This is a genomic window from Pedobacter sp., assembly GCF_037719805.1.
In the GTDB taxonomy this organism is placed as follows: Bacteria; Bacteroidota; Bacteroidia; order Sphingobacteriales; family Sphingobacteriaceae; genus Pedobacter.
Genome location: NZ_JBBJLZ010000005.1, coordinates 292781 through 315857 on the forward strand (window position 1 = coordinate 292781; position 23077 = coordinate 315857).

Sequence of the window (23077 nt, forward strand, 5' to 3'; positions counted from 1 at the left end):
ATTATATTTGGAACTACAATATACGAATTCCTCTCACTCCTTAAGCTAAGCGGATTACTTAACTACCTCAATTCCAAGATAGATAAAACAGGAAGGTGATCTGAAGCATAAGTTTCCGGTATCACCTCATGAGCAATCACTTTGAAGCTATTGCGGTTTTTAAATCCAATATGATCAATGGTCTTAGTGGGCTTGATAACAGGGATGGTAAATCCGCAATCACTACATGTGCGCATGAACATTAAATCAAAAATCTTGATGGTCTCAGAACCAGGCGCGGCATTTAAGTCTCCTGCCAAAATGAAAGGTAATTGTTCCTTTTGCGTAATCTTGTTTATCTCCGAGACCTGCAAAATCCTGTTCTCTTCTGCTCTCTGGGCATCCAAATGCGTTGAAGCGAATCGTACAAACACATTCTTTTTAATTTCCACTGTGACTATTGACAGAACTCTTTGCTCGGCTTTAAGATCAGCGTTTTTTGGCAATTTGTAGGTTTCCTGATCTGTAAGTGGGTAGCGCGATAAAATCGCCACACCATAGTCGCCACCATCATGATCGATCGCTTTGCCAAAGTAAAAGTTCATCTTTAGCTTTTGCGCTAAAAGCACAGCCTCGTTGATGTGGCCTGATCTGTTTGTATTTACATCGACCTCCTGAAGTGCAACAAGGTCTGGATGTTGTTTTTCTATCACCCTTGCAATTGCATCTATATCTATTGTTCCCTCCTTACTCTTCGAGGGAGGATTCGCATGGTGAATATTGTAAGTCAGGACGCGTATACGCTTGGCGTTCGTTTTGGTATCCTGGCTACTTATCTTCGGAGCGCAGGCAGTTAAAACACTGATTAAGAGGAAGGCTAATGAAAATCTATACATAAGGTATGCTTATTAACGAAATGCAAATATACCAGCTTTGTTTTTTCAATGTATCCTGAGAATTAATATTAAGTTAACAAAATAGCATGTATATTAGTACTATGAAACGTCTCTCTCTTCTCCTTTTCGCTTGCGGATTATCCTTTTTATCCTCTTGTGACGGCTTTAACGAGCAGCCATTCCCTACGACAGTCTATAAGCCTGTTCTTATGGACAGATCCTCATTGGAACGTTCCATCTTATGGAAACCTGCGACCGGTATTAAAACACCTGGAAAGATTTATTTTAAGGACAATTACATTTTAATAAGCGAGCGCTATCTTGGCGTACATCTCGTTGATAATACTGATCCTAAGATACCAGTGATGAAAGGATATATCAGCGTGCCAGGTTGCGTGGATATGGCGATGAAAGACAATACTTTGTATGTTGACAATGCAGTTGATCTTGTTGCCATTGACATCAGTCAGATCGCAAACGGAAAAATTGAAGTTAAAAAGCGCGTTAAGGAGACGTTTCCAGAACTGATACCTCCGGACGGTCTTTCAATACCGTATAAGTACAGTGCTGCCAACAGGCCGAAAAATACTGTAATTGTAAACTGGTCCAAGTAAAAAAATTACACCCTCGAAAATGAAAGCGCTCCACATATTAACTCTATTTATAGTCGTCTCATTAATTGCTGGTTCCTGCTCTAAAAGCAACTCTTCTCCCGACGCGTTTAAGGACTCGGGAACTACAGGAATAGGCGGGTCGTTGGCACGGTTCACAATTGTAAACGATCACCTTTTTACCGTCTCCGATAGGCAACTATCTGTTTATGACATCACTCAGGCTAACAATCCAACGCTGAAAAGCAAAAAGGAGATTGGTTTTGGAGTAGAGACGATCTTTCCTTACGGAGATAACTTATTTATTGGGACACAAACTGGCATGCAGATTCTTAATGTAGATCAGCCGACGGATCCGGTATTGCTATCTAGTTTTCAGCATATCCGGAGCTGCGATCCAGTAGTAGCAAACCAGAAATATGCTTATATCACCTTACGAACTGATAATTTTTGCACCCGCGGCCTTAACGAACTGCAGATCCTTGATGTTTCTGACCTACTAAAACCAATATTAGTAAAGTCATATACAATGATTAAACCGCAAGGCCTGGCGCTTGAGGGGACAAATCTTTTTATTTGTGATAATGTACTGAAATGGTATGATGTAAGTGACCCACAGAACCTTGTAAGTAAAGGAACCTTTATAACGAACGCTACCGATCTCATCGTGCACAACAACATCTTAATGGTAATAGGAACAGGGGGATTGTCGCAGTACAGCTACAATACGGGAGAAATTAAACTAATAAGCCGAATCCCGACAACGTTATGATCATAAGCAATCCATTCCATTCAGGGTTAACCAAAACCATCCTATTCGTTTCATTGTCGCTGTTCACCTTCCTCGCTAAATCACAAGATAAACATGGAGATTCCGTATTGAGAACCAAAACAGCCATTAGCGTTTCCCTCCAGCCCTTCTTTTTGGTCAATAACACCCTAAAAGCAGATCTTGAAATACAGCCGATTGGACGAAAGTTTAACTATGTGATCACTGCAGAGCTTTACGACGGACCAATGCTAGATGATGATGACTTCAGTTATACGTCGCGATTCCCGGAGGATCAGATCAATGGCTTCGGTCTTGGTATCCTCCAGAAATACAAGTTTAAAAACCAACTTTCAAGCCCCTATTTGGCATATGGTGTTACCTTCAGGCATCAGGAGGTCGCTATAGAAACGGAAGGATTCTACTCGACCGAAAAAGATGGGTTGATGTATTACGACTATGGCGACATTAAGAAAAGATTAATTAACGATGCGATACTGTTCAGCGCTACCCTCGGCTATCAAAAGGTATCCCGTAATGTTGTTTACGACCTATACTTCGGGTTTGGCTATAAACTACCTCTTAACGATACCAAGTTTGGAGGTTACAGGAGGTATGAGCAGGGTATTACGTCTATTGCTTATAAAGGATTTGGGATGTTAGTGGGTTTCAAACTTGGTTACCAGTTCCAGTAATACAAGCAACGATAACTACTTGAGCGGCTTAATATTGTTTGCCTGAAGTTCATTTACAATGTGCTGGCCAATTTTAACACCAACTTTGACGCCATTCTCAATACCGTCTTTGAAGTGAATACCGCCCCAATATCTGCTTATTGCTGCTTCTTCTGCAGCTTGATTGAATGAAGTAAATTTCCTTGACTTCAATCCGTACTTATTCTCCACATCATCGGTATAACTGAACTTATCACCGAAGAAATAAGTGAGAATGGTGGCTGTCGTTGAAGAGATATGCGAGTGCCCGCTCATGTATTCAGGAAATGGTGGAGTTTGCAGCAACGGCTTCCAATTGGGGTCAATGAGGTTCCTTATTGCAGTTTCCGGACGGATCCTGTTGCTCCTATATTTCTCATCCCAGCAGCTAATAAAACTATCGGTTAATCCCGCAGCCACTATTGTGTAGACCTGAAGGGTCTTGGAGAAGTCAGCCTTCGCTTTCTGACAAGCAATGCCCGTAATGCCAACCCAGTGCGCACCAGGAGAAATCTTTTTCAATCCTATCAATAAATGACCTTCGCTTTTTAATGCAAAGGGATTGCAGTCCCAAAAAGCTGCTATTTCTCTGTGTTCAGCAGTTAAACCCCTACCCCCATCAATGTGATTTCCAGAAAGTAATTTGAAGAACGGAGAGTTTTTATCTTTTGAGTAAGGTATCGGTGGGACCGACTTAAATGCCCCGGCTGAGTCGATCAAAAACGGACGCACGGTATTAAAATAAGGCTCAACAGGTGCGAAGAACGCTGGAGGAGTTGGGTACCAACTTCCTTCCGTATTAAGTGGGGTATACCGGGGATAATTGCTAATCCTGTTATAACGGTCCTTCTTCGCATAAGGCATAATCTGCTTAATGATTTGGTTCGCATACGACTGGGAATGTGAGATGGTCTCCTCAGAAAAACCAAGCTTCCGGCAAGAGTCTAAGAACTTACTTTCGAACTCATTGAATTGTTTCCCTGATGGCTGCATCTTTTTAGCGGTACCTGTCATTGCCAGTATCGCGCTAAGTTGGTAGGAATAATGGCCGGAATCAAGAGGTTTTACAATATCAGGATACTCGTTAAAAACACCTTTTAATGGTACAACAGTGGAATCATTCAAGGCGATCACGGTGTAGCCGGAAATGCAGGCGTAGGAGTAAAACCTCGCTGCTAAAGGAGGGTTAGATACATCCTGAATCATCAATTGGGTCATCTGCTCTAACACCTTCTCCAGATCCTTATTGGTTAATTTTGGATCAGTCCCGGTTCGTGAACAGCCAGTTATAAAGAGCAGCAGTATGGCAAATATTGGAAGTTGTATAATTCGAGCAGTATACTGGTTCATTGTTTTATTTGGTTATCACTTTGAGGGTTTTCGGTGACATTGAGATCCCAGAAATAAATATATAGCTTTTCTTCATTCCTGTACTAATAAGTCAGTCATTTACTCGTGTTATATAATTGAGCACAGAACTTTTTTATTCACAATGGGGCTTATTTTAATCGGATTTCTAAGTCCGCAGCTCTATTCCTAAAACTTAATGGCAATACAACTGTAGTGTGATTTATTACTTAGGTTAAAACCACACGTAAAGAAAATAAATTAATAATCAGAAGCGCTTGACAACACTAGAAACCCCCGCTTTGGAAAAGAGATCGCTTGTTCCAAGGCTATTGCTGATCGTTGGACTTACACTACTTCTAGGTGTAGAAGGATATTTTGGTTATCAACTGTATAAGCTCTCAGACCAGCAGGAAGAGATCAAGCACGATTACTCAAATGTCAATAACATAATGTTTGGTTTATTCTCTGTCGACCAATGGAGAGATAAGGTTTCAGGAATTGTTAAGCACCAGGTTCGCGATTTTACTTTAACACGAAAACAAAAAAAGGAATTGCGTGCGGAAGTAGAGCAAGTAGTAATGGCATTGATAAACAAGGCAGAGGCACTTGTGAATAAGCCTAAAAAAACTGTAGGTGGAAAGATCAAAAAATTTGCAATTAAGACATTTGTAAAGACAGATAAGATTAAAGCCAGAGTGCCAGAATTTGCCACAATGATACTTGCAAAAGTTGACAACTCCAGCAACAAAAAAGAGGCGAGCAAGATGGCCATGTCTAAGTTTGACGACTTAGAACATACTGAATATGTAGACAGCACGTTAGCTATTACCCTGGCTGCTACTAATAAAGTATATAACAAATATAAAGTGTCTTCCCGAGATGAACTGAACCAAAAACTTACTTCATCCCTCGCAGTTATTAGAACATCAATGTATAACTATTCTTTTATTATGCTTGGATGTATACTATTTGTGTTGGTGCTTTGGTGGGCGTTAAGAAAGCGAAAAGACCTACATGCCACCCTATTTATTATGTCATTATTATTTGCCTTCGTTCTTCTGGCAATAGGTTTAACGGCTTCAATGATAGAAGTAGACGCAAGAATTAAATCATTAGACTTTGTGCTTCTGGGTGAGCATGTGATCTTCGAAAACCAGGTGCTATTTTTTCAAAGTAAAAGCATTCTTGATGTGGTTAGAGTATTGATGTCGCAATCCGCTGTTGATTCAGTAGCCGTTGGTGCGCTAATCCTGGTATTTAGCATTCTCTTCCCGGTATTTAAATTGAGTTGTACAGGAATTCATTTATTGGGCAATAAAAGAATTGCAGAAAACGGAGTCATCAAGTACTTCGCTTTCCAATCGGGTAAATGGAGTATGGCAGATGTGATAGTGATCGCGATTTTGATGGTTTATATTGGCTTGAATGGTTTGTTAGAGAGCCAACTAAAAAGCTTGAATATAAAGAGCGATTTCTTAACCGTAATTACTACGAATAACACTGCTTTGCAGCCTGGGTTTATCATATTTATCAGTTTTGTTTTGTACGGACTTGTGCTATCTACTATATTAAAATCTATCACTCCTCATGACTCCCACTAGCCAAACTCCCGCCGAACCCGCAAAAAAAACTACGTTAGCCAATATCTTACTTATTGTTGGATTGACGATCCTACTAGGTGCAGAAGGTTATTTTGGATACCAAGTATCGATTCTGTCTCACCAACAAGAACGAATTAAAGAGGACTACAGTGTTGAACACAGCATTACTTTTGGGGTGTTTTCTGTAGATCAATGGCGCGAGAAGATAGCTGCAGTTATGGATGGCAAAGTGAGCGACTTCAAAATGACTGCAGCACAAAAAAGAAATCTGCAGAAATCTGTCGAGAAACAGCTAAACGGTTTAATCACCAAAACGTTTGCGGATATCAACAAGCCCCAAAAGGGTCTCGGCGCAAAGCTTAAAAAACTAGCGTTCAATACATTTGTCGACCCTGAAGAAATTAGAGCATACGTTCCAGAATTTGCAAAGACCATAATCACTACTGTGAACAGTCCGGAAAGCAGAAAAAGACTTAAAAGCATTGCTGCCAGTAAAATCGATCAATTAGAAAACGCAACTTACGATAATAGTCAGGTAGCCAGCTCTACTGTAACTGCACATATTTACCGTAAATATAAAGTCGATAACGCGCGGGCATTTGAGAAAACGATTATAACGCAATTAACAAATATAAGGTCCTTGACCTTTAAGTATGCTTATGCCATGCTTGGGTGTGTGCTGCTAGCGCTATGTTTGTGGCTGGCAATGAGAAAGCAAGTCCAGTTACATGCTCCACTTTTTATACTCTCCCTCTTATTTGCGCTAGTGCTCTTACTAGTTGGTGTAACCGCTACGATTATAGAAGTTGATGCAAGAATGCAGTCGCTAAATTTCACCCTTCTTGGCGAGAAGCTAGCCTTCACTAATCAAGTTTTGTTTTTTCAAAGCAAGAGCATTATAGGCATTATTCAATCCCTGATTCAACAACCAAAGCCAGATGCAGTTTTGGTAGGTGTGCTCATGCTGCTATTCGTGATCATCCTTCCATTGGTTAGAATGATCGGCAAAGGAATCCATATTTGGGGAAGAGACAAATACGCTGATAACAAGATCATTAAATATATGGCTTTTGAATTGGGTAAGTGGGATATGGCTGATGTCATGGTAGTAGGTATTGCCATGACTTACATCGGACTAAATGGCATTCTTCAAAGCCAACTATCCAATTTAAATATCAAGGAAGAACTATTAACTACCGTCACACAAAACAACACCTCGCTACAACCAGGCTACTTTATCTTCGTAGGATATGTTGTGTATGCCGGGATATTGTCGCTAATTCTGAAACGAATTATTGCCAAGTAAACAAATGCTTCCGTAAGCAGGTTATTTTTCCTGGTAGCTTCCAAAAAGCTTGACTAATTTATCCGGACTATTTGTAATAATACCATCTACACCTAATTGGCCTAATGCAGTCATGTCTTTCTCTTCATCTACCGTCCATGGCAAGATCAACATCTTTTTAGCATGTACCTTGGCGACCATCTCCGCATCTACCGAAGTGTAATATGGACTATAAATAGAAGGTACAAATCCTAGCTTTTTAATATCCTCTTCAAAGCCACCAGTACCGTTAAAAAGAGGTGACTGTTTAAGTTTCTTTTCATCTTCCGCAGAAAGTCCCTGGGTTTTCAATTTATCTAAGACGTTGGCCTTGCCAAAAGCCAACATAGCGAGCTTAAGTTTCGGCTCAGTTTTATGCAGAATCTGTAGTGTTCTTACATCAAATGACTGAATAATCACGCGGCTTTTAATCGCTTTCTTATTGATCACGTCCATCATTGTTTTTACAAACACATCCGGAGTTGGGTTATAGACCCCATCCCCTGCGGGCGAAATCTTTGTTTCGATATTATAATATACAGGCTTTAATTTATTTGCTTTCACATAGGCTTCGACGCTATCGATTAAATTGCTTAGCAAGGGTCTATATGTTTTCATCTTAGCCTGGTTAGGGAAACGTGGATGCGGCTTGCTACCTGCATCAAATTTACTTATGCTGTCATAAGTCATCTTGTATAGGCTCATTCCCCGCTCCTCTTCCTTGGTAATGTCCGACCCATTAGGCTTGCGCATAAAATCTGAAGACATATAGGCGTCATGTGACACCACTACTTTTCCATCGCTGGAGATCACTACATCAAGCTCCAGCGTTTTAACACCTATCTTGACACCATTGATCATAGCAGCAATTGTATTTTCTGGCATCAAAGCCATACCACCACGGTGACCTTGTACGTCCATTTTCTGTTGTCCGAAAGCAGTATTCGAAAGTAAAATCCCCGTCAGGAATATAATTGTAAGTTTCTTTTTCACACGACAAAAGTACTTTGTCGACTTTATTCTTAACGTTAATAAACGATTAAGTTTTGTAATGAGGCGAGCCATTAAAATGCCTCATTACAGCGTTAAAGAGGGCTTAAACATTAATATAACACTATAGTAGCAGAGGCTATATTTTGACCATTATCTTAACACTAAGCGCCTTTTTAGAACATTAAACAACTTATTCTTAATAGGAAATTATAATAAAGTTAATACGAGAACGACACCTTCGTACCATAAAAATCAATCACACATTATGGTCAAAAATTTACTATTTGCAGTCCTTCTACTCTGCTTTTGCGTTGGAAACACTGTTCATGCACAGACAACACAAGCATCGATTGTCGGTACTGTTTCGGATGAAACTAAGAAGCCAATTCCTGGCGCTTCAGTTCAAGTGAGAAACAATTCAACTGGTTTTACGACAAGAACATCCACAGATTCTAAAGGTGGCTATTTATTTAAAGAGCTTCCATTAGGTGGTCCATATTCTGTGAAAGTTGCTTTTGTAGGATACGGTGATCAAACCAGGAGCGGCTATATGCTAAATTTTGGTGACGTAGTAAAAGTTAACGTCGGAATGCAGGAAGCATCACAAAGTCTTCAAGGCGTTGAAGTTAATGGTTCAGGTTTAAAAAATAAGGTTCAAAACTTTGGAGCGTCTACAGAAATCAGCACCAAGACGATGAACCAGTTACCTGTAAACGGCCGTAACTTTACCAACCTGATGGATCTTTCTCCATTGAGTCGCGGTAGTGGTATTGCAGGCCAACTGGCTTCCTCTACAAACTATACCATCGACGGTATGAGTGCTAAAAACCCAACCTCTTCTGGTAGTACAACAAGCCGTAGCGGTGCGCCGTACTCTATTTCCATTGAAGCAGTACGGGAGTTCAAGGTAGTTACCAATCAATATGATGTGACGTTTGGAAGATCTGGTGGAGGTTCTGTAACTGCAGTAACTAAATCTGGAACAAACACTGTTAGTGGTAGCGCTTTCATGTATGGAAGAGCTGACTGGTTAGCAAGTCCGTATGACATCAGAGGTATCAAAAGAGATAACGACTTTTCAACCTATCAATATGGATTCACATTGGGTGGACCGATCATCAAAGATAAATTGCATTACTTCGTTGGCTTAGATCATCAAAAAGATTCTCGTCCCCTCATCATTGCCGACATAAACGGTGCAGCTGATGAAGCTAGATTTAGAATCACCAATGATACGCTGGCAAAATTCTTAAACATTGCAAGAACGAAATACGGAGTTGCTAATACTCCTCAATACGGAAGCTTTGATAAGAAACGTGGTAGCGATGCCGCATTCGCCCGGATTGACTGGCAGATTAACGACATGAACTTGCTGACCGTCCGCGATAATTATACCAACGACAGAAATCCACTTGGTTTACAAGACAACACTGCAATAAACTTTTACGAAAGCTTTGGTAATGACAAAAACGTGGACAATAGCTTACTTGCAACTTTGCGTTCAACAGTAAACAGTAAAGTTACCAATGAGCTAAAAGTTCAGCATTTATATACGTTTCAGGCCAGTACCCAAAATGACCAGCTTGGCTTCGCGATTCCAAGAGCAGTTGTTGGTAACGTTCAATCGATATTATCAGATGGTTCATCGGCAGCTACAGCGATTCAGATTGGCGGTCACCGTTTTGGGCAGGAAGGATTCACCAATAACGTTTTTCAATTGGTTGACAACCTTTATTACAACACAGATAAGATCAAATATACATTTGGATTAGACGTAATGTATACTCGTGCTAAATCATTGTATGGTAGTGAGGTTAACGGAAGATTTGAGTATACAAACTCTACCACTGCTTCATCACTAACCAATTTTAATAACCTTGTACCTAATAGATTTTACCGTGAGGTACCGTTGGTGGATGATTTAACGGTTAATGCAGGAATCTGGAATACAGCGGTTTATGGTCAGATGCAAACGAAGCTTGCTAAAGGCTTAGACTTTGTTGGAGGTTTGCGGATAGATTACAGTGCTTATCCAACATCACCACTTAACCAACAATTGCTTGATGCGGTTGGCGTGAGAACGGATCACAAATTAAAACAATTCCTTGTTCAGCCAAGAATTCAATTTGACTGGGACATCAATGAAAACAGAACTGACTTTGTACGTTTTGGAGCCGGTATATTTGGGTCTGACGTAAACAATTATGTAACTATTAACAACTTAACATTTGATGGTAAGCATCTGGCTACAGTAGACGTTTTTGGTGCTGCTGTACCGACGCCAAACTTCCCTGGATATAGAGATGGCTCAGTTGCAACACCTTCTTTAGTTGCTTCTCAGTTACCTACGATTAACACCTACGCGGAAGACGCAAAAATCCCGGTTGTCTATAAAGCGAATTTATCTTACAGCAGGTTTATAACAGACAGGTTGAAGGTAGGTATCACTGGTTACGCCTCATTGGGCCGTAATAACTACATGTATGTAGACAGAAATATGGTTGCAAATCCATTTTTTACACTCCCTAACGAAGACAATCGCGGTGTTTTTGTACCGGCGATGCCAAGTAATGGCGCACCTGACTGGAAGACTGGCCGCATAAGCAACAGCTTCGGAAGGGTTCTGGAATTAAACAGTAAAGGGAAAGTGAATCAATTTGCAGTAGTCTTGGATGCTACCTGGAACTACTTCAAAGACGGGCAGCTTTTCGCAAGTTATACTGTGAATGATGCAAGAGACAACACTTCTTATAATGGTAACGTAGCCAACTCTGCTACCCTTTCTCTTCCAGTAAAAGATGATCCAAGAAACCTGAGTAATATGACTTACTCTGATAACCATTTTAGAAATAAAGTTGTGATCTACGGAACACTTCCTACTTTCTATGGTGTGACTATTGGTGTTCGTTATTCGGGAATCGGCGGTACACGTTATAGTTTGTTATCAGGAACCAACAACAATGGTGACTTTGTAGCAACTAACGACTTAGCTTACATCTTTGACAGAAACAATACGAGTGTTCCACAAAATGTACGCACTGGATTGCAGACGATATTCGACAATCCTGAGGCAAGCCAAAGCTTGAAAGATTATATCAATGAATACTCTGGTCAGATTGCACAGCGTAATGGTGGTATTAACGATTTCTTTGGAATTGTTGACATCAGGGTAGCGAAGAAGATCAAGATTTATAAATCACAGACTCTAGAGTTCTCTGGAGACATTTTCAACTTCGCTAACTTATTAAATAAAAAGTGGGGAGTGAACGAAAGTTTAGGTTCTCAGGCGTTATATGCTTTGAACGGTAAAGCAGCGGTGGCGGCAACAGCTACTACACCTGCTGTTGCGGCAGTTCCTAACTATGATGCCAATACACAAAGCTTCAACTACCGCGTTAATAACGCCGGTATCGTTGTTCCTTCAGGAAACCCTTACCAGTTTCAGTTTGGTTTGAGATACGGGTTCTAAAGAACTTTTTACCAGGGAAAGGGTCGCTTCATTATATGGAGCGACCCTTTTGTTGTTAAGGTTTGTTTATAATAATACGTCAAGGAACAATTCTGCACGCTTCACAGCGAACTACCAGAATTCCCATGTTGATCAATCACGGTGCAATTGGAGATGAAGAACCAGCGCTAGCGATGGTTCTGAAAAGAAAATGAATTTGTAAATGATGAAGATAGGAACGTTGTGTTGTCAGCAGAAGCTGATAATTACAGATTTGCCCAGATCTGGTTTTTTTACTCTATGTTACAGGCTCATTTGTAAAACTTGTTATGCTGTGTTTAACAACGATATTATCAGCTTCTATTTAATGCGGAGGGCGTTGAAAATCCAATTAACAAAGCACATTCCGGACATTAGTATCTTGTAAATGCAAGGTACGAATATTTAATAGATATAACAAATTATTTCACTTATTAAATAATGTATTTTTTAATACTTTAATTTTTATTGAAAATGTAGGCGTTTTGAGCTCGAAACGAGTTATGGACCTTTTGCATCTTTACTACCGATTAAATACCACAGTGAACAGGACAACTAGGGAACTCCTAGGTATATCAGTGCGAACTCATTGGGAAAAGGCATGCCTTTTCCCAATGAGTTCGCTGTTATATAGCTGTGAGTCCCGAACTTGTGCAGACCACGGTACTAGATACCGACATCGGCATTACGGATAATATCGACACAATTCTGTGGCAACAATAACTTTAGCTATTCGTATGATAAAAAATTGATATTCAGATCGTTGTTATAACCTCAATAGGTAGCGTTAAACTTATCGCCTTTGTTGCCATATCTGCGAAATAGCCATCATCATATTTGAAGATGTATTCCTCAGGACCATGCTTTTCCAAATGGCCAGCCAATTGATCATTGTAGTATACGGCGCCCTTTTGCATTATTTCGGTTTATTGATTTCAACTGAGAAGGTCAAACCTAGTATTTCAAATAATTTCGCAAAAGTCTGAAAACCTGGGTTGCCGGTTCCCATTTCGATTTGCTGTATTGTTTTCATGTTGACTTGAGCCATTTCAGACAAATCCTCCTGGCGCAAACGCAGTTCAATCCGTCGTTCACGAACAAAATTACCAATTTCAGACAATTCCATGCGAATTATAATTCTTATTGGAATCAAAATTAATGAAATATTGTGAATTATTCCTTAAATAAGAACTATAGTTCTTATTAGGTATAAAATAGGTGCAAAGCCATCTAAATGAAATCGATTGAGCACTATAATACCTATTCTAATCTAGTATTATCAGGCATGGCTAGTCTTGTCAGTCCTGGCGATAATCCATGGTGCTTTGTAAAACATTTCGGCTCACTTAAACCTAAAACCGGGTTTTTCTGTGCTCTGGCTGACTTAGCTTTTATTGAAAGAATAGACAAATGTAGGTCTATTCCAAACAAAAAGGCCTTTCTCGTAATGAAAAAGGCCTTTTTAAGTGTGGTATGGGCCGGGATCGAACCGGCGACACATGGATTTTCAGTCCATTGCTCTACCGACTGAGCTACCGTACCTACTTCCCGTTTGGGATTGCAAATGTAGTTTCTTTTTTTGAATGGCAAAATAATAATTGAAAATAATTCAAAAACAGGCCTCAAATTTGAATAACACCCAAATATCAACTTTTATGCATGCATAATAATTTGAATTGCGCTAAATATTTTAACTTAGCGTTCACTATAGAGATATATCAAAAATGGTGTCACAAATCATATTTATAGCAATCGCGATAGCGGCAATCGCCTTATTTAGTTACAACCTTAAAAAGATCGTTAGAAACATCAAGATCGGTAAGGCAGCAGATAGAACTGATCAGCCTCAAAAACGACTGATGACGGTGGTAAAAGTAGCGTTCGGACAGACTAAGATGTTTTTCCGCCCTGTTCCTGCCCTTTTACACTTTGTAGTCTACGCCGGTTTCATCATTATCAACCTCGAAGTGTTAGAGATCATGATCGACGGGATATTCGGCACACATAGAATCTTCGGTGGACTCGGCGGATTGTACAACGGACTGATTGGCTCTTTCGAGATCCTGGCATTCGGTGTATGGTTGGCCTGCGTGATCTTCCTGATTAGGAGAAATATTATCAAGCTTAGACGCTTCTCAGGCGTGGAGATGACGAACTGGCCAAAATCAGATGCCAGTTATATTTTGATCACAGAGATCTTGTTGATGTCAGCATTCTTACTCATGAATGCTGCGGATGCTAAACTTCAGGCAATAGGTTCAGGTCATTATATCGTGGCAGGTAGTTTTCCTATAAGCCAATATCTTCAAGGATTATTACCTGATACAGAGAGTAGCTTGATTGCAATTGAAAGAGGTTGCTGGTGGTTTCACATCATTGGCATATTTGCGTTTCTGAACTATCTGCCATACTCCAAGCACTTGCACATCATGCTTGCTTTTCCCAACACCTACTTTTCTAACCTGGAGCCGAAGGGTGAATTTAACAATATGAAGAGCGTAACCAATGAGGTTAAAGCAATGCTTGATCCGTCGTTTACGCCCGAGGAAGCTGAAGCTGGACGTTTCGGTGCAAAAGATGTGAATGATCTGACCTGGGTAAATCTGCTGAATGCCTATACTTGTACCGAGTGCGGAAGATGCACTGATGTTTGCCCAGCTAACATCACAGGAAAATTACTTTCACCAAGAAAGATCATGATGGATACCCGTGATCGGATGGAAGAGGTAGGAAAGAATATCGAAAAGACAGGGAACGGATTTGACGACGGTAAGTCATTAATTGACGATTACATCAGTAGAGAAGAGATATGGGCTTGTACGAGCTGTAACGCTTGTACACACGCTTGTCCGGTTAACATTGACCCTTTGGCCATCATTACCGATCTTAGGAGATATGCTGTGATGGAAGAATCAAAATCTCCTTCCAGTATTGGTACCATGTTGGGGAACATTGAAAACAATGGAGCCCCATGGAAATATTCACCCGCCGATCGTTTAAATTGGGCGAAAGAAAACTAATTAAATTATCCAGAGCTTAAGATAGCGTTAAGAATGAGCGAGCAATTAACTTTTGAAGTGCCAACAATGGCAGAAATGGTAGCAAAGGGTGAGGAACCCGAGATATTGTTTTGGGTAGGCTGCGCAGGTAGCTATGATGAGCGGGCGCAGAAAACGACACGCGACATCTGTAAAATCCTTCATCACGTAGGCATTAAGTATGCGGTACTTGGTACCGAAGAAAGTTGTACAGGCGATCCAGCAAAACGTGCTGGAAATGAATTTCTTTTTCAAATGCAGGCGATGACGAACATTGAGGTGCTCAACGCTTATAATGTTAAAAAGATTGTAACTGGTTGTCCACATTGTTTTAACACCATTAAAAATGAATACCCGGGATTAGGTGGCAGCTATGAAGTGATCCACCATACGCAACTGATCCAACAATTGATCGACGAGGGGAAATTGAAAGCAGAAGGTGGTGAAAGTTTTAAAGGCAAGAAGATTACCTACCACGACCCTTGTTATCTTGGTCGGGCTAATGGAATTTATGAGGCTCCCCGCGCTGCACTCGAGATTCTTGACGCACAATTGGTGGAAATGAAAAGGTGTAAATCAGGCGGCTTATGCTGTGGTGCCGGCGGCGCGCAGATGTTTAAAGAACCCGAGAAAGGCAACAAAGACATCAATGTTGAAAGAGTAGAAGAAGCGTTAGAGTTGAAGCCTCAAATTATTGCCGCAAGTTGTCCATTTTGCATGACCATGCTAAGTGATGGCGTTAAATTTAAAGATCAGGATCAAAATGTTCAGGTACTGGACATTGCGGAAATCACGGTAAGGGCAAATGGCTTGTAACGATCTGCAAATCGCATCCCTCAACTCGGGCAGTAACGGCAATTGCTATTATGTAGGCAATGAAACGGAAGCAGTGCTGGTGGACGCAGGCTTATCTTGCCGGGAGACTGAAAAACGGATGCTCCGTTTAGGTCTTTCCATGAACAAGGTAAAGGCAATTTTCATTTCGCATGAGCATACGGATCATATTAAGGGCCTATGTAATTTGGCTTCAAAATATAATTTACCAATTTATATCACTCCTGGCACTTTGATGGGCTGCAGATTCAGCCTCCGACAAGACCTCATACATTACATTTCGGGAAATATAGTTACGTATATAGGCAACCTCCAGGTAATCGGTTTCCCTAAACTTCATGATGCCTCAGAGCCATTCAGTTTCATCATTTCTTGTGGGGCCACAAGGGTGGGAGTTTTTACGGACCTGGGTGCGGCCTGTGAACAACTAACTTTCTACTTCAAGCAGTGCTCTGCGGCTTTTTTGGAAGCAAACTATGACGATGAACTGCTGAATAATAGCGCCTATCCTTATTTCTTAAAACGCCGCATCTCTGGTGGCAGAGGTCACTTGTCTAACAAACAGGCACTGGATCTCTTTGTGGTTCATAAACCGGAATACATGACTCATCTATTACTGGCACATCTATCTAAGGATAACAATTGCCCGCAGTTGGTACAGAATTTATTTACCGAACAGGCTGGAGACACCCAGATCATTGTTGCCTCAAGGAACGAAGAAAGTGCTGTTTACACTATTTTTGAGCCAGTAGATGTGCATTCACTCTAGCCAGGCGTTCCGCTAACACAGAAAGCTCTTCTGCTTCCACATTCTTTATAGGAATTGCCATATAACTGGCCATACTATCAACGTCCCCCTGCCGGTCGTTATAGGTCTGCACAATTACATCATCTCCCGATGTTCTTAATAACAGCTGACCAGCTTTATCCGTTCCAAAGTAATCAATGTCTTTGAACTTAATAAGATTGAAAGAAAAATACTCCACCTTTCCACTGGTATAAAAACGCTTGTATCTGCAAAAGCCACTGTTGGTAACATTCAGTTCATACCGCTTTAAGGCAGGTTTAATTGCGAACTCGTTATAATGATCCTTAAGCATTTTCTGTACAAATACTGTTTCTTCGGAGAGATCAGAAGGGATAGAAAAAGCCGTTAATAATAAACAGGGAAGCCCTAATAGACCCGTTTTCAACGTGATTGTAAACTTTTTCATCAGGGAAATGATTTGAATCACTTAAGTTAAAAAAAAATGTATTTTTGACTATGAGTTTTTCTCCACAATCTAAGGTTTGGATCTATCAAAGTAACCGGGCATTCACAACAGAAGAGGTTGTTGCTATCGAACAAAAGTTATCTGAGTTTACTTCACAATGGAAAGCACATGGCCATCAGTTACAGGCAAAAGCTCAGGTATTGCATAACTTTTTCCTGATATTCACGGTGGATGAAGCTTCTGCTAACGCTACTGGTTGCTCGATTGATGCTTCTGTAAGGGTGGTCAAGGAACTGGAACAGCAGTATAATGTTGATTTGTTCAACAGGTTTAACATGGCCTATTTGGTAGATAACAAAGTCGTCGTTGCCAGCAAAGAAGATTTTGAGACCTTAATAAATATCAAGGCGGTCGGACCAAAGACCATTGTTTTCAATAACATGGTTCAAACGCTCGCAGACTTTCAGAATAAGTGGCAGGTTCCGTTCGAAGAAAGCTGGCACAAGCAAGTGTTTGCGCATCTCCTGTAGCCTTTTTAGAAGTCCAGGGGACCTAACCTCCGCATGTTCCGAAGGATTAAGTATTGTCGGTGCTTAATGTATTGTGTTGGCTTTCTAGGCGTCCAGCGTCTCGGATTAGGAAAGCAAGCTGCAATTAACGCCGATTGCGACTTGGTTAATTTACGACAGGACTTTCCGAAGTATTCCTGAGCCGCAGCTTCGGCCCCGTAAACACCATCGCCCATCTCTATAACGTTAAGATATACTTCCAAAATACGTTCTTTACTCCAGAGGATCTCAATCAAAAGGGTAAAATATGCTTCAAAGCCTTTACGTACCCAGGATCTACCCGGCCAAAGAAAAACATTCTTTGAAGTTTGCTGAGAAATTGTACTACCGCCTTTTATCTTCTTACCCTTTTTATTCGTTGCAAAGGCATTTTCAATCGCTTTGACGTCAAAGCCGACGTGTTTTAAGAACAGCTGATCTTCAGCTGATACTGCTGCACGCTTCATGTTGTTTGAAATCTCTTCAAAGTCCACCCAGTCCTTCTTCATTTTAGACGGTCTGTCATCACTGCTTCGCTCCATATTTCTTTGCACCATCAGCAGGGTAATAGGAGGATTTACGAATTTATAAACAAGCACCCAAAGTACTGTGACCATCAAGAACCAGAGCAATACTCTAGAGAGTATCGAGCTTATCTTCTTTAACAAGGAATGCTTAGAATTAGTTGCAGAGCGCTTGGATTTTGCCATTGGCCAAAGATAATAAAAAGAGGTAAATGTTTAAGTGTTGACGTATGCAGCGTCTTCCTGAATTTATTTCAGGACCTCGGCATAGCGATGCCACCCAATCCAAGGTCCCGGTCTTCACCGGGAGGACGTGTTCATTTTCACTTTCTCAGAGATGACGGGTTATACGCCCCGTCATGAAACAAAAAAAGCGCTCAGGAGACCTGAACGCTTTTTAAATATCTAACGAAAATTACTCAGCTACAACTTCAAAAGGAACTTTAACTTTCACTTCTTTGTGCAAGTTTAAGTTGGCGATAAACTCACCAACAAATTTAGGCTCCGTTTCAAAAGTGATACGGCGACGATCCACATCAAAACCTTGTTGTTTCAACGCATCAGCGATCATAATGGTATTAACTGCACCAAAGATCTTACCTGACTCACCTGCTTTAGCACCGATGGAAAGTTTAACAGTAGCTAAACGCTCAGCAATACCTTCAGCATCTTTCTTAATTTTATCTTGTTTGAAAGCCGCTTGCTTCAAGTTCTCAGCAAGAACTTTTTTAGCAGAAACAGTTGCCAACTGACCAAATCCTTGTGGGATCAGATAGTTACGACCGTATCCTGGCTTTACTTTTACGATATCATCTTTTTCCCCTAGGGATTTGATATCTTGTTTTAAAATGATTTCCATCTCTCAGTTCCTATTTTAATTGGTCAGCAACGAACGGTAACAAACCAATGTGACGTGAACGTTTTACCGCCTGAGCCACTTTACGTTGGAATTTCAATGAAGTACCGGTTAAACGGCGTGGTAATAATTTACCTTGATCATTGATGAATTTTAACAAAAAGTTTGCGTCTTTGTAATCAATGTATTTAATACCATTTTTCTTAAAACGGCAATATTTCTTCCTGTTATCGTCCACTTTTGGAGCGGTAACATATTGTATCTGATCTTTTGCCATTATACTGCAGCCTCCTGTTTAGGTTTTTTGTTAAAAGCTCCACTACGTTTTTTCTCATTGTACGCAACCGCATGACGGTCAAGTCTAATGGTAAGGAAACGCAATACGCGCTCATCACGCTTAAGCTCCAATTCCAATTTACTAATCACTTCTCCAGAAGATCTATATTCTGTAAGGTGAAAAAATCCGCTTGCTTTCTTTTCAATCGGATACGCTAATTTTCTCAAACCCCAATTGTCCTCTTGAACAATTTCGGCTCCGCTGTCAGTAAGGATCTTGCTGAATTTGGCTAATGCCTCTTTAGCAATCTCTTCTGACAACAACGGGGTTAGAACGATAACAGTTTCGTACTGATTCATTGTTATAATATGTTTATAATTTAATCCCGCAACTTTATTACGGGGCTGCAAATCTAAGAATTATATTTAAATATTCAAAAGGTTTGACTATCAGTCGAAACGATATTTAATTCCGGCATGCATAATTCCCATTAACACGTTAAACCCAGCATAGTCGCTAACTTTGTAATGTGGTGTATACATCACCGTAAGCTCAATCTTTTTAATTGCAATTCCCACATTTAGATTATAAGAAAATCCTGTTGACTTCAGTTCAACTAACGTTTCATCAAACTCGTCCGGGCTCATTGCGACAGGAACTGTCTTGCCAGATCTAACATTGTTGTAACTGCTGTAGCTGACTCCCGCTCCTAAACCGCCATAAACTTTTAGCATCGTGGTATTATATACGTTGTACAAAAGTTTGGGACTTAGATAAAGCGTGGTGTGATCAAAGGAATGAATATACTGACCATAAGTAACCTTGGTGTCTTTCCCCATAAACAAAGACAACTCTGCTCTATAAATCAGTCTTTCAGCTAAGGTTTTCGCAGCCATATCTATACCAACATTAAAAGATGGAGAATAGGAAGTTGTGGCAACAGCTTCCGCATTGGCTAGAGGATTCTGTCCCGTGTACTTTATACCGGTACCACCTACTCCAGCTCCGACAAAGAATCGGAAACCCTTTTTGGCCACACGAACCTGCATTCTGTTAATAATGGCAGCAACTTTGGTCATTTCTGTTTCCGAATAGGCTAAATCATCAAAGTCGCCCTCAAAAAATTCAGTGCCAGCATTGTAACTTCTCATTTCAAACAACAGCTGCCCTTTATATCTGTCTGCACCTACGACTTTGCTGCTATTGTTTGCCTCCAAAAAACGCGTTCGTATCAGTTCATAAGGAGTTGTACTCGCGTTCCCCTTAATATAGAACCGTTCCTTAATCTCGTCCGTAAACGAATACATTGTAATATTGGGACCACGTTGCAAGACTTTTAAAAACACAAAAGCTCGTCTGGAGGAGGTATCAATACCTACCTTCAAACCTTCCGTTTTTGTTGTGCCATTGCTAATGCGAACCAGGAAAGATTCGAAAGACGCTGCCCCATTGATGCCATACCCTTTTACACTATTTGGAGTAAAGGCTTGGGCCTGGGAGTTCGGTTCTGTTCGGAAGCTAATGGATGGTACAGTATTGACTTTCGGCTTGTAGTCTATGTAACCCTTCAAGGTATCCATCGCAAGATTTACAATATAGCCTTTTTGATAGTTTGATTGCCCCATGCAGAGCATAGGAAGGGCTAGCAATAAGCCTGTGATTGAGCGTTTCATAAAGATTTGTTTGTTTGGTGTCTCGAAAATAGTTTTATTTCCCAACAAACCCTTATCCATCTATAAAAAATTTCTAATTTCGTTCCCGAATGGAAAACTTTATAGTTTCAGCCCGTAAGTACCGTCCATCAACGTTTGAAACCGTTGTAGGCCAGCAGCACATTACAGGTACGTTGAAAAACGCCATCAAAAACAATCAACTCGCTCAAGCTTTTCTTTTTTGTGGCCCAAGAGGTGTGGGTAAAACGACCTGCGCACGTATTCTGGCCAAAACAATTAACTGCACTAACCTCACGGCAGAGCAAGAAGCATGCGGCACTTGCGACTCTTGCGTCTCTTTTCAAACTGGTCACTCGTTCAATTTTCACGAACTTGATGCTGCCTCAAACAATTCTGTAGACGATATCAGAAGCCTGATAGAACAAGTAAGAATTCCGCCCCAGGCAGGTAAGTATAAGATATATATCATTGATGAGGTTCACATGTTGTCTGCGAACGCATTTAATGCGTTTTTAAAGACACTCGAAGAACCACCTTCTTATGCGATTTTCATTCTCGCAACCACAGAAAAGCATAAGATCCTTCCTACAATACTTTCAAGATGCCAGATATTCGATTTTAACAGAATTCAGGTCGACGACATTTCAGCTTTACTGTTAAAGATTGCTGGACGTGAAAATATTGCGACTGAAGCTGACGGACTGCATATCATCGCTCAAAAAGCAGACGGTGGCCTGAGAGATGCCCTGTCAATGTTCGATCAAATTGTTAGCTACACAAACAAGAACGTTACTTATAAGTCTGTCATTGACAATCTGAACATCTTAGATTACGATTACTATTTCAAGCTAACTGAATACCTGACAAGTGCTAATGTTAGTCAGGCGCTTATTCTTTTTGATGAGATCCTGAACAACGGATTTGATGGAAATAATTTCATAAACGGACTGTCAAGTCATCTGAGAAATCTGCTGGTAGCAAAAGATCCTCAGACCACCAGGTTACTTGAAGTAAGTGAGAATATCAAACAAAAGTATCTCCAGCAAAGTCAGCAAACAGCAGTATCTTTCATTCTTACCGCCTTGAACCTGGCTAACCAATGTGATCTAAACTATAAAAACAGTAAGAATCAACGCCTGCAAGTCGAGCTGTCGCTCATAAAGATGTGCCACATCCCATCAGTGCTTCAGCTGGCGCAACTACCGAAAGGCAATACCTTAACTGACGAAGATCAGATTAAAAAAAAAACTAATCTAGTCTCTAGTCCCCAGCGTGAATTGGCTGATACTGCCGAACCCAAGGCTGCGGAAGCTCCTGTGATCGATAAAGAAGAGCCAGTCTTAGCTCCAATTACTAAAGCAGAGGCTCCAGCACAAGCGCTACCGATTGCTGTACCATCAGGGAAAATTGCTTTAACTAGCACCCGCAGCAATCAAAAGTTTGCAAGCTTAATACCATCGTTAACGGATTTGGAGAGGATCGCGACAGGTAATGAAGATAAAGAGCCAAAATATATTACAGGTGATGCGAAGGAATCGTTCAGTCAGGAACAACTCATCGAATGCTGGAATCAATATGCCACAAAAGCAAAGGAGGAAGGAAAGATTAATGTTTATACATTACTTACAAGCGCCGACCCAAAACTTGAAGATCAGGATGTCATCATTGTCCATATTGAACATAAGCTGCAAGAAAGTCTTATTCAAGACGAAATGATAGATTTATTAAACACAATACGCCCCAAGCTTAGGAATTTCAATATCAGTATCAAAACCAGGCAAGTGGAGCGTATCGCAGTTAATAGATTATATACGAGTACCGAAAAGTACCAGTATTTGTTGGAAAAAAACCCTAAACTCGAAGAAATGAGAAGAAGGTTTAATCTGGATATTAGCAGTTAATTATTATTGAAGTTTAAGGCTGCACAGGACTATCGTTAATTGGATATCCTTCTTCATCTAAATCAGTCCGCTCATCCTCTGGAGTACGTGCCAGCAATTCATCCTCCGGATCAAGCTCAATACTTTCTCCGTTATCGATATGCATTCCTAAATCGTCCAGCCCTCCTTCAGCAACACTTTCCTTAGACGCATACTCATCACCTATATAAGGATTGGCTTCGTCATAGTCTGAATTGAAGTCAGCGCCATTGGCAGAGGGAGTTTCGTAAGGAAATGGATGATCATATTCCTTGTCTTCACCTTTAACGTCAACTTCAAAAGTGTTCTTCTCTTCATTAAAAGTTAAGTTGTTAAAATCTTTCGTCTCGCCCAAATCTGAATTGTGCAATTTATCAGATGAACCTGTAATGTCTCTGTTGTTATCTTCGTTGATTTCCATGATCATTTATTTTATGACAGTATAACGCTGACTGATCTTTATTTGTTTTT

At 40.5% G+C, this 23077-nt stretch carries 23 protein-coding genes and 1 tRNA gene; 11 read left to right on the top strand and 13 right to left on the bottom strand.

Annotated features, from left to right (window positions below; translation table 11 throughout):
- Positions 1–62 precede the first annotated feature (62 nt).
- A complete protein-coding gene (locus tag WKF66_RS17730; protein WP_489675823.1) occupies positions 63–875 on the bottom strand; it encodes an endonuclease/exonuclease/phosphatase family protein in 813 nt (270 codons plus the stop codon).
- Between the two features lie 86 nt (positions 876–961).
- Between WKF66_RS17730 and WKF66_RS17735 the strand changes: the two genes are divergently transcribed.
- From WKF66_RS17735 to WKF66_RS17745, 3 genes are read left to right on the top strand one after another with little or no spacing between them, the layout of a single operon-like run.
- Positions 962–1489: a hypothetical protein gene (locus tag WKF66_RS17735; RefSeq protein ID WP_489675824.1), complete on the top strand. Its 528-nt coding sequence runs from the start codon at positions 962–964 to the stop codon at positions 1487–1489.
- Positions 1490–1508: 19 nt separating this feature from the next.
- On the top strand, positions 1509–2258 hold the full coding sequence (locus WKF66_RS17740) for an LVIVD repeat-containing protein (protein ID WP_489675825.1): 750 nt from the start codon (positions 1509–1511) through the stop codon (positions 2256–2258).
- Positions 2255–2950 carry a hypothetical protein gene (locus WKF66_RS17745; protein WP_489675826.1) on the top strand — a complete coding sequence of 232 codons (696 nt, stop codon included), beginning with the start codon at positions 2255–2257 and terminating at the stop codon, positions 2948–2950. The genes WKF66_RS17740 and WKF66_RS17745 overlap by 4 nt, the downstream gene beginning before the upstream one ends.
- Before the next feature lie 15 nt (positions 2951–2965).
- Here WKF66_RS17745 and WKF66_RS17750 read toward each other — a convergent pair whose 3' ends face one another.
- Positions 2966–4318 carry a vanadium-dependent haloperoxidase gene (locus WKF66_RS17750; RefSeq protein ID WP_489675827.1) on the bottom strand — a complete coding sequence of 451 codons (1353 nt, stop codon included), beginning with the start codon at positions 4316–4318 and terminating at the stop codon, positions 2966–2968.
- 299 nt (positions 4319–4617) lie between these two features.
- Between WKF66_RS17750 and WKF66_RS17755 the strand changes: the two genes are divergently transcribed.
- Both WKF66_RS17755 and WKF66_RS17760 read left to right on the top strand, forming a co-directional pair.
- Positions 4618–5919 carry a paraquat-inducible protein A gene (locus tag WKF66_RS17755; protein ID WP_489675828.1) on the top strand — a complete coding sequence of 434 codons (1302 nt, stop codon included), beginning with the start codon at positions 4618–4620 and terminating at the stop codon, positions 5917–5919.
- On the top strand, positions 5906–7225 hold the full coding sequence (locus WKF66_RS17760) for a paraquat-inducible protein A (RefSeq protein WP_489675829.1): 1320 nt from the start codon (positions 5906–5908) through the stop codon (positions 7223–7225). The genes WKF66_RS17755 and WKF66_RS17760 overlap by 14 nt, the downstream gene beginning before the upstream one ends.
- 21 nt (positions 7226–7246) lie before the next feature.
- Here WKF66_RS17760 and WKF66_RS17765 read toward each other — a convergent pair whose 3' ends face one another.
- Entirely contained in the window at positions 7247–8236 is a 990-nt protein-coding gene (locus WKF66_RS17765; protein ID WP_489675830.1) for a glycerophosphodiester phosphodiesterase family protein, read from the bottom strand.
- 265 nt (positions 8237–8501) lie between these two features.
- Between WKF66_RS17765 and WKF66_RS17770 the strand changes: the two genes are divergently transcribed.
- On the top strand, positions 8502–11705 hold the full coding sequence (locus WKF66_RS17770; RefSeq protein ID WP_489675831.1) for a TonB-dependent receptor: 3204 nt from the start codon (positions 8502–8504) through the stop codon (positions 11703–11705).
- A gap of 773 nt (positions 11706–12478) precedes the next feature.
- Here the strand turns inward: WKF66_RS17770 and WKF66_RS17775 are convergent.
- From WKF66_RS17775 to WKF66_RS17785, 3 genes are all read right to left on the bottom strand, one after another.
- Entirely contained in the window at positions 12479–12640 is a 162-nt protein-coding gene (locus WKF66_RS17775; protein WP_489675832.1) for a HipA N-terminal domain-containing protein, read from the bottom strand.
- The gene (locus tag WKF66_RS17780) at positions 12640–12849 is read right to left on the bottom strand and encodes a helix-turn-helix domain-containing protein (RefSeq protein WP_489675833.1); all 210 of its coding nucleotides are present in this window, start codon (positions 12847–12849) and stop codon (positions 12640–12642) included. Before WKF66_RS17780 ends, WKF66_RS17775 begins: the two co-directional genes overlap by 1 nt.
- Positions 12850–13192: 343 nt before the next feature.
- Positions 13193–13265 (bottom strand) — tRNA-Phe (locus tag WKF66_RS17785).
- Between the two features lie 182 nt (positions 13266–13447).
- Here WKF66_RS17785 and WKF66_RS17790 point away from each other — a divergent pair.
- From WKF66_RS17790 to WKF66_RS17800, 3 genes are read left to right on the top strand one after another with little or no spacing between them, the layout of a single operon-like run.
- Entirely contained in the window at positions 13448–14743 is a 1296-nt protein-coding gene (locus tag WKF66_RS17790) for a 4Fe-4S dicluster domain-containing protein (protein ID WP_489675834.1), read from the top strand.
- A gap of 33 nt (positions 14744–14776) precedes the next feature.
- Positions 14777–15577 (top strand): (Fe-S)-binding protein, encoded by an 801-nt coding sequence (locus WKF66_RS17795; RefSeq protein WP_489675835.1) that lies wholly within the window; start codon positions 14777–14779, stop codon positions 15575–15577.
- Positions 15567–16364: an MBL fold metallo-hydrolase gene (locus WKF66_RS17800; RefSeq protein ID WP_489675836.1), complete on the top strand. Its 798-nt coding sequence runs from the start codon at positions 15567–15569 to the stop codon at positions 16362–16364. The genes WKF66_RS17795 and WKF66_RS17800 overlap by 11 nt, the downstream gene beginning before the upstream one ends.
- Here the strand turns inward: WKF66_RS17800 and WKF66_RS17805 are convergent.
- On the bottom strand, positions 16330–16809 hold the full coding sequence (locus WKF66_RS17805) for a hypothetical protein (protein ID WP_489675837.1): 480 nt from the start codon (positions 16807–16809) through the stop codon (positions 16330–16332). The genes WKF66_RS17800 and WKF66_RS17805 overlap by 35 nt on opposite strands.
- 50 nt (positions 16810–16859) lie before the next feature.
- Between WKF66_RS17805 and WKF66_RS17810 the strand changes: the two genes are divergently transcribed.
- Positions 16860–17339, top strand: coding sequence for an ABC transporter ATPase (locus WKF66_RS17810; RefSeq protein ID WP_489675838.1), 480 nt, complete (start codon positions 16860–16862; stop codon positions 17337–17339).
- A 5-nt stretch (positions 17340–17344) separates the two neighbouring features.
- Here WKF66_RS17810 and mtgA read toward each other — a convergent pair whose 3' ends face one another.
- The 5 genes from mtgA to WKF66_RS17835 all read right to left on the bottom strand — a co-directional run bounded on the left by mtgA (position 17345) and on the right by WKF66_RS17835 (position 20687).
- A complete protein-coding gene (gene mtgA / locus WKF66_RS17815) occupies positions 17345–18067 on the bottom strand; it encodes a monofunctional biosynthetic peptidoglycan transglycosylase (RefSeq protein ID WP_489675839.1) in 723 nt (240 codons plus the stop codon).
- A 229-nt stretch (positions 18068–18296) separates the two neighbouring features.
- Positions 18297–18740 (bottom strand): 50S ribosomal protein L9, encoded by a 444-nt coding sequence (rplI, locus tag WKF66_RS17820; RefSeq protein WP_489675840.1) that lies wholly within the window; start codon positions 18738–18740, stop codon positions 18297–18299.
- A 10-nt stretch (positions 18741–18750) separates the two neighbouring features.
- Positions 18751–19014 (bottom strand): 30S ribosomal protein S18, encoded by a 264-nt coding sequence (gene rpsR, locus WKF66_RS17825; RefSeq protein WP_489675841.1) that lies wholly within the window; start codon positions 19012–19014, stop codon positions 18751–18753.
- Positions 19014–19373, bottom strand: a complete 360-nt coding sequence (gene rpsF / locus WKF66_RS17830) for a 30S ribosomal protein S6 (RefSeq protein ID WP_489675842.1) — start codon at positions 19371–19373, stop codon at positions 19014–19016. Before rpsF ends, rpsR begins: the two co-directional genes overlap by 1 nt.
- 90 nt (positions 19374–19463) lie before the next feature.
- Positions 19464–20687: a hypothetical protein gene (locus WKF66_RS17835; RefSeq protein WP_489675843.1), complete on the bottom strand. Its 1224-nt coding sequence runs from the start codon at positions 20685–20687 to the stop codon at positions 19464–19466.
- Positions 20688–20776: 89 nt separating this feature from the next.
- On the opposite strand from WKF66_RS17835, the gene WKF66_RS17840 reads away from it, so the two are divergent.
- Positions 20777–22588 (top strand): DNA polymerase III subunit gamma/tau, encoded by a 1812-nt coding sequence (locus tag WKF66_RS17840; protein ID WP_489675844.1) that lies wholly within the window; start codon positions 20777–20779, stop codon positions 22586–22588.
- 13 nt (positions 22589–22601) lie between these two features.
- Here the strand turns inward: WKF66_RS17840 and WKF66_RS17845 are convergent, their stop codons facing one another.
- On the bottom strand, positions 22602–23027 hold the full coding sequence (locus tag WKF66_RS17845) for a hypothetical protein (protein ID WP_489675845.1): 426 nt from the start codon (positions 23025–23027) through the stop codon (positions 22602–22604).
- Positions 23028–23077: the final 50 nt, after the last annotated feature.

Bases quoted from the DNA above. Each gene is read 5' to 3' on its own strand.
- WKF66_RS17730 (WP_489675823.1), bottom strand. From the start codon at position 875: ATGTATAGATTTTCATTAGCCTTCCTCTTAATCAGTGTTTTAACTGCC.
- WKF66_RS17735 (WP_489675824.1), top strand. From the start codon at position 962: ATGTATATTAGTACTATGAAACGTCTCTCTCTTCTCCTTTTCGCTTGC.
- WKF66_RS17740 (WP_489675825.1), top strand. From the start codon at position 1,509: ATGAAAGCGCTCCACATATTAACTCTATTTATAGTCGTCTCATTAATT.
- WKF66_RS17745 (WP_489675826.1), top strand. From the start codon at position 2,255: ATGATCATAAGCAATCCATTCCATTCAGGGTTAACCAAAACCATCCTA.
- WKF66_RS17750 (WP_489675827.1), bottom strand. From the start codon at position 4,318: ATGAACCAGTATACTGCTCGAATTATACAACTTCCAATATTTGCCATA.
- WKF66_RS17760 (WP_489675829.1), top strand. From the start codon at position 5,906: ATGACTCCCACTAGCCAAACTCCCGCCGAACCCGCAAAAAAAACTACG.
- WKF66_RS17770 (WP_489675831.1), top strand. From the start codon at position 8,502: ATGGTCAAAAATTTACTATTTGCAGTCCTTCTACTCTGCTTTTGCGTT.
- WKF66_RS17775 (WP_489675832.1), bottom strand. From the start codon at position 12,640: ATGCAAAAGGGCGCCGTATACTACAATGATCAATTGGCTGGCCATTTG.
- WKF66_RS17780 (WP_489675833.1), bottom strand. From the start codon at position 12,849: ATGGAATTGTCTGAAATTGGTAATTTTGTTCGTGAACGACGGATTGAA.
- WKF66_RS17790 (WP_489675834.1), top strand. From the start codon at position 13,448: ATGGTGTCACAAATCATATTTATAGCAATCGCGATAGCGGCAATCGCC.
- WKF66_RS17795 (WP_489675835.1), top strand. From the start codon at position 14,777: ATGAGCGAGCAATTAACTTTTGAAGTGCCAACAATGGCAGAAATGGTA.
- WKF66_RS17800 (WP_489675836.1), top strand. From the start codon at position 15,567: ATGGCTTGTAACGATCTGCAAATCGCATCCCTCAACTCGGGCAGTAAC.
- WKF66_RS17805 (WP_489675837.1), bottom strand. From the start codon at position 16,809: ATGAAAAAGTTTACAATCACGTTGAAAACGGGTCTATTAGGGCTTCCC.
- WKF66_RS17810 (WP_489675838.1), top strand. From the start codon at position 16,860: ATGAGTTTTTCTCCACAATCTAAGGTTTGGATCTATCAAAGTAACCGG.
- mtgA (WP_489675839.1), bottom strand. From the start codon at position 18,067: ATGGCAAAATCCAAGCGCTCTGCAACTAATTCTAAGCATTCCTTGTTA.
- rplI (WP_489675840.1), bottom strand. From the start codon at position 18,740: ATGGAAATCATTTTAAAACAAGATATCAAATCCCTAGGGGAAAAAGAT.
- rpsR (WP_489675841.1), bottom strand. From the start codon at position 19,014: ATGGCAAAAGATCAGATACAATATGTTACCGCTCCAAAAGTGGACGAT.
- rpsF (WP_489675842.1), bottom strand. From the start codon at position 19,373: ATGAATCAGTACGAAACTGTTATCGTTCTAACCCCGTTGTTGTCAGAA.
- WKF66_RS17835 (WP_489675843.1), bottom strand. From the start codon at position 20,687: ATGAAACGCTCAATCACAGGCTTATTGCTAGCCCTTCCTATGCTCTGC.
- WKF66_RS17840 (WP_489675844.1), top strand. From the start codon at position 20,777: ATGGAAAACTTTATAGTTTCAGCCCGTAAGTACCGTCCATCAACGTTT.
- WKF66_RS17845 (WP_489675845.1), bottom strand. From the start codon at position 23,027: ATGGAAATCAACGAAGATAACAACAGAGACATTACAGGTTCATCTGAT.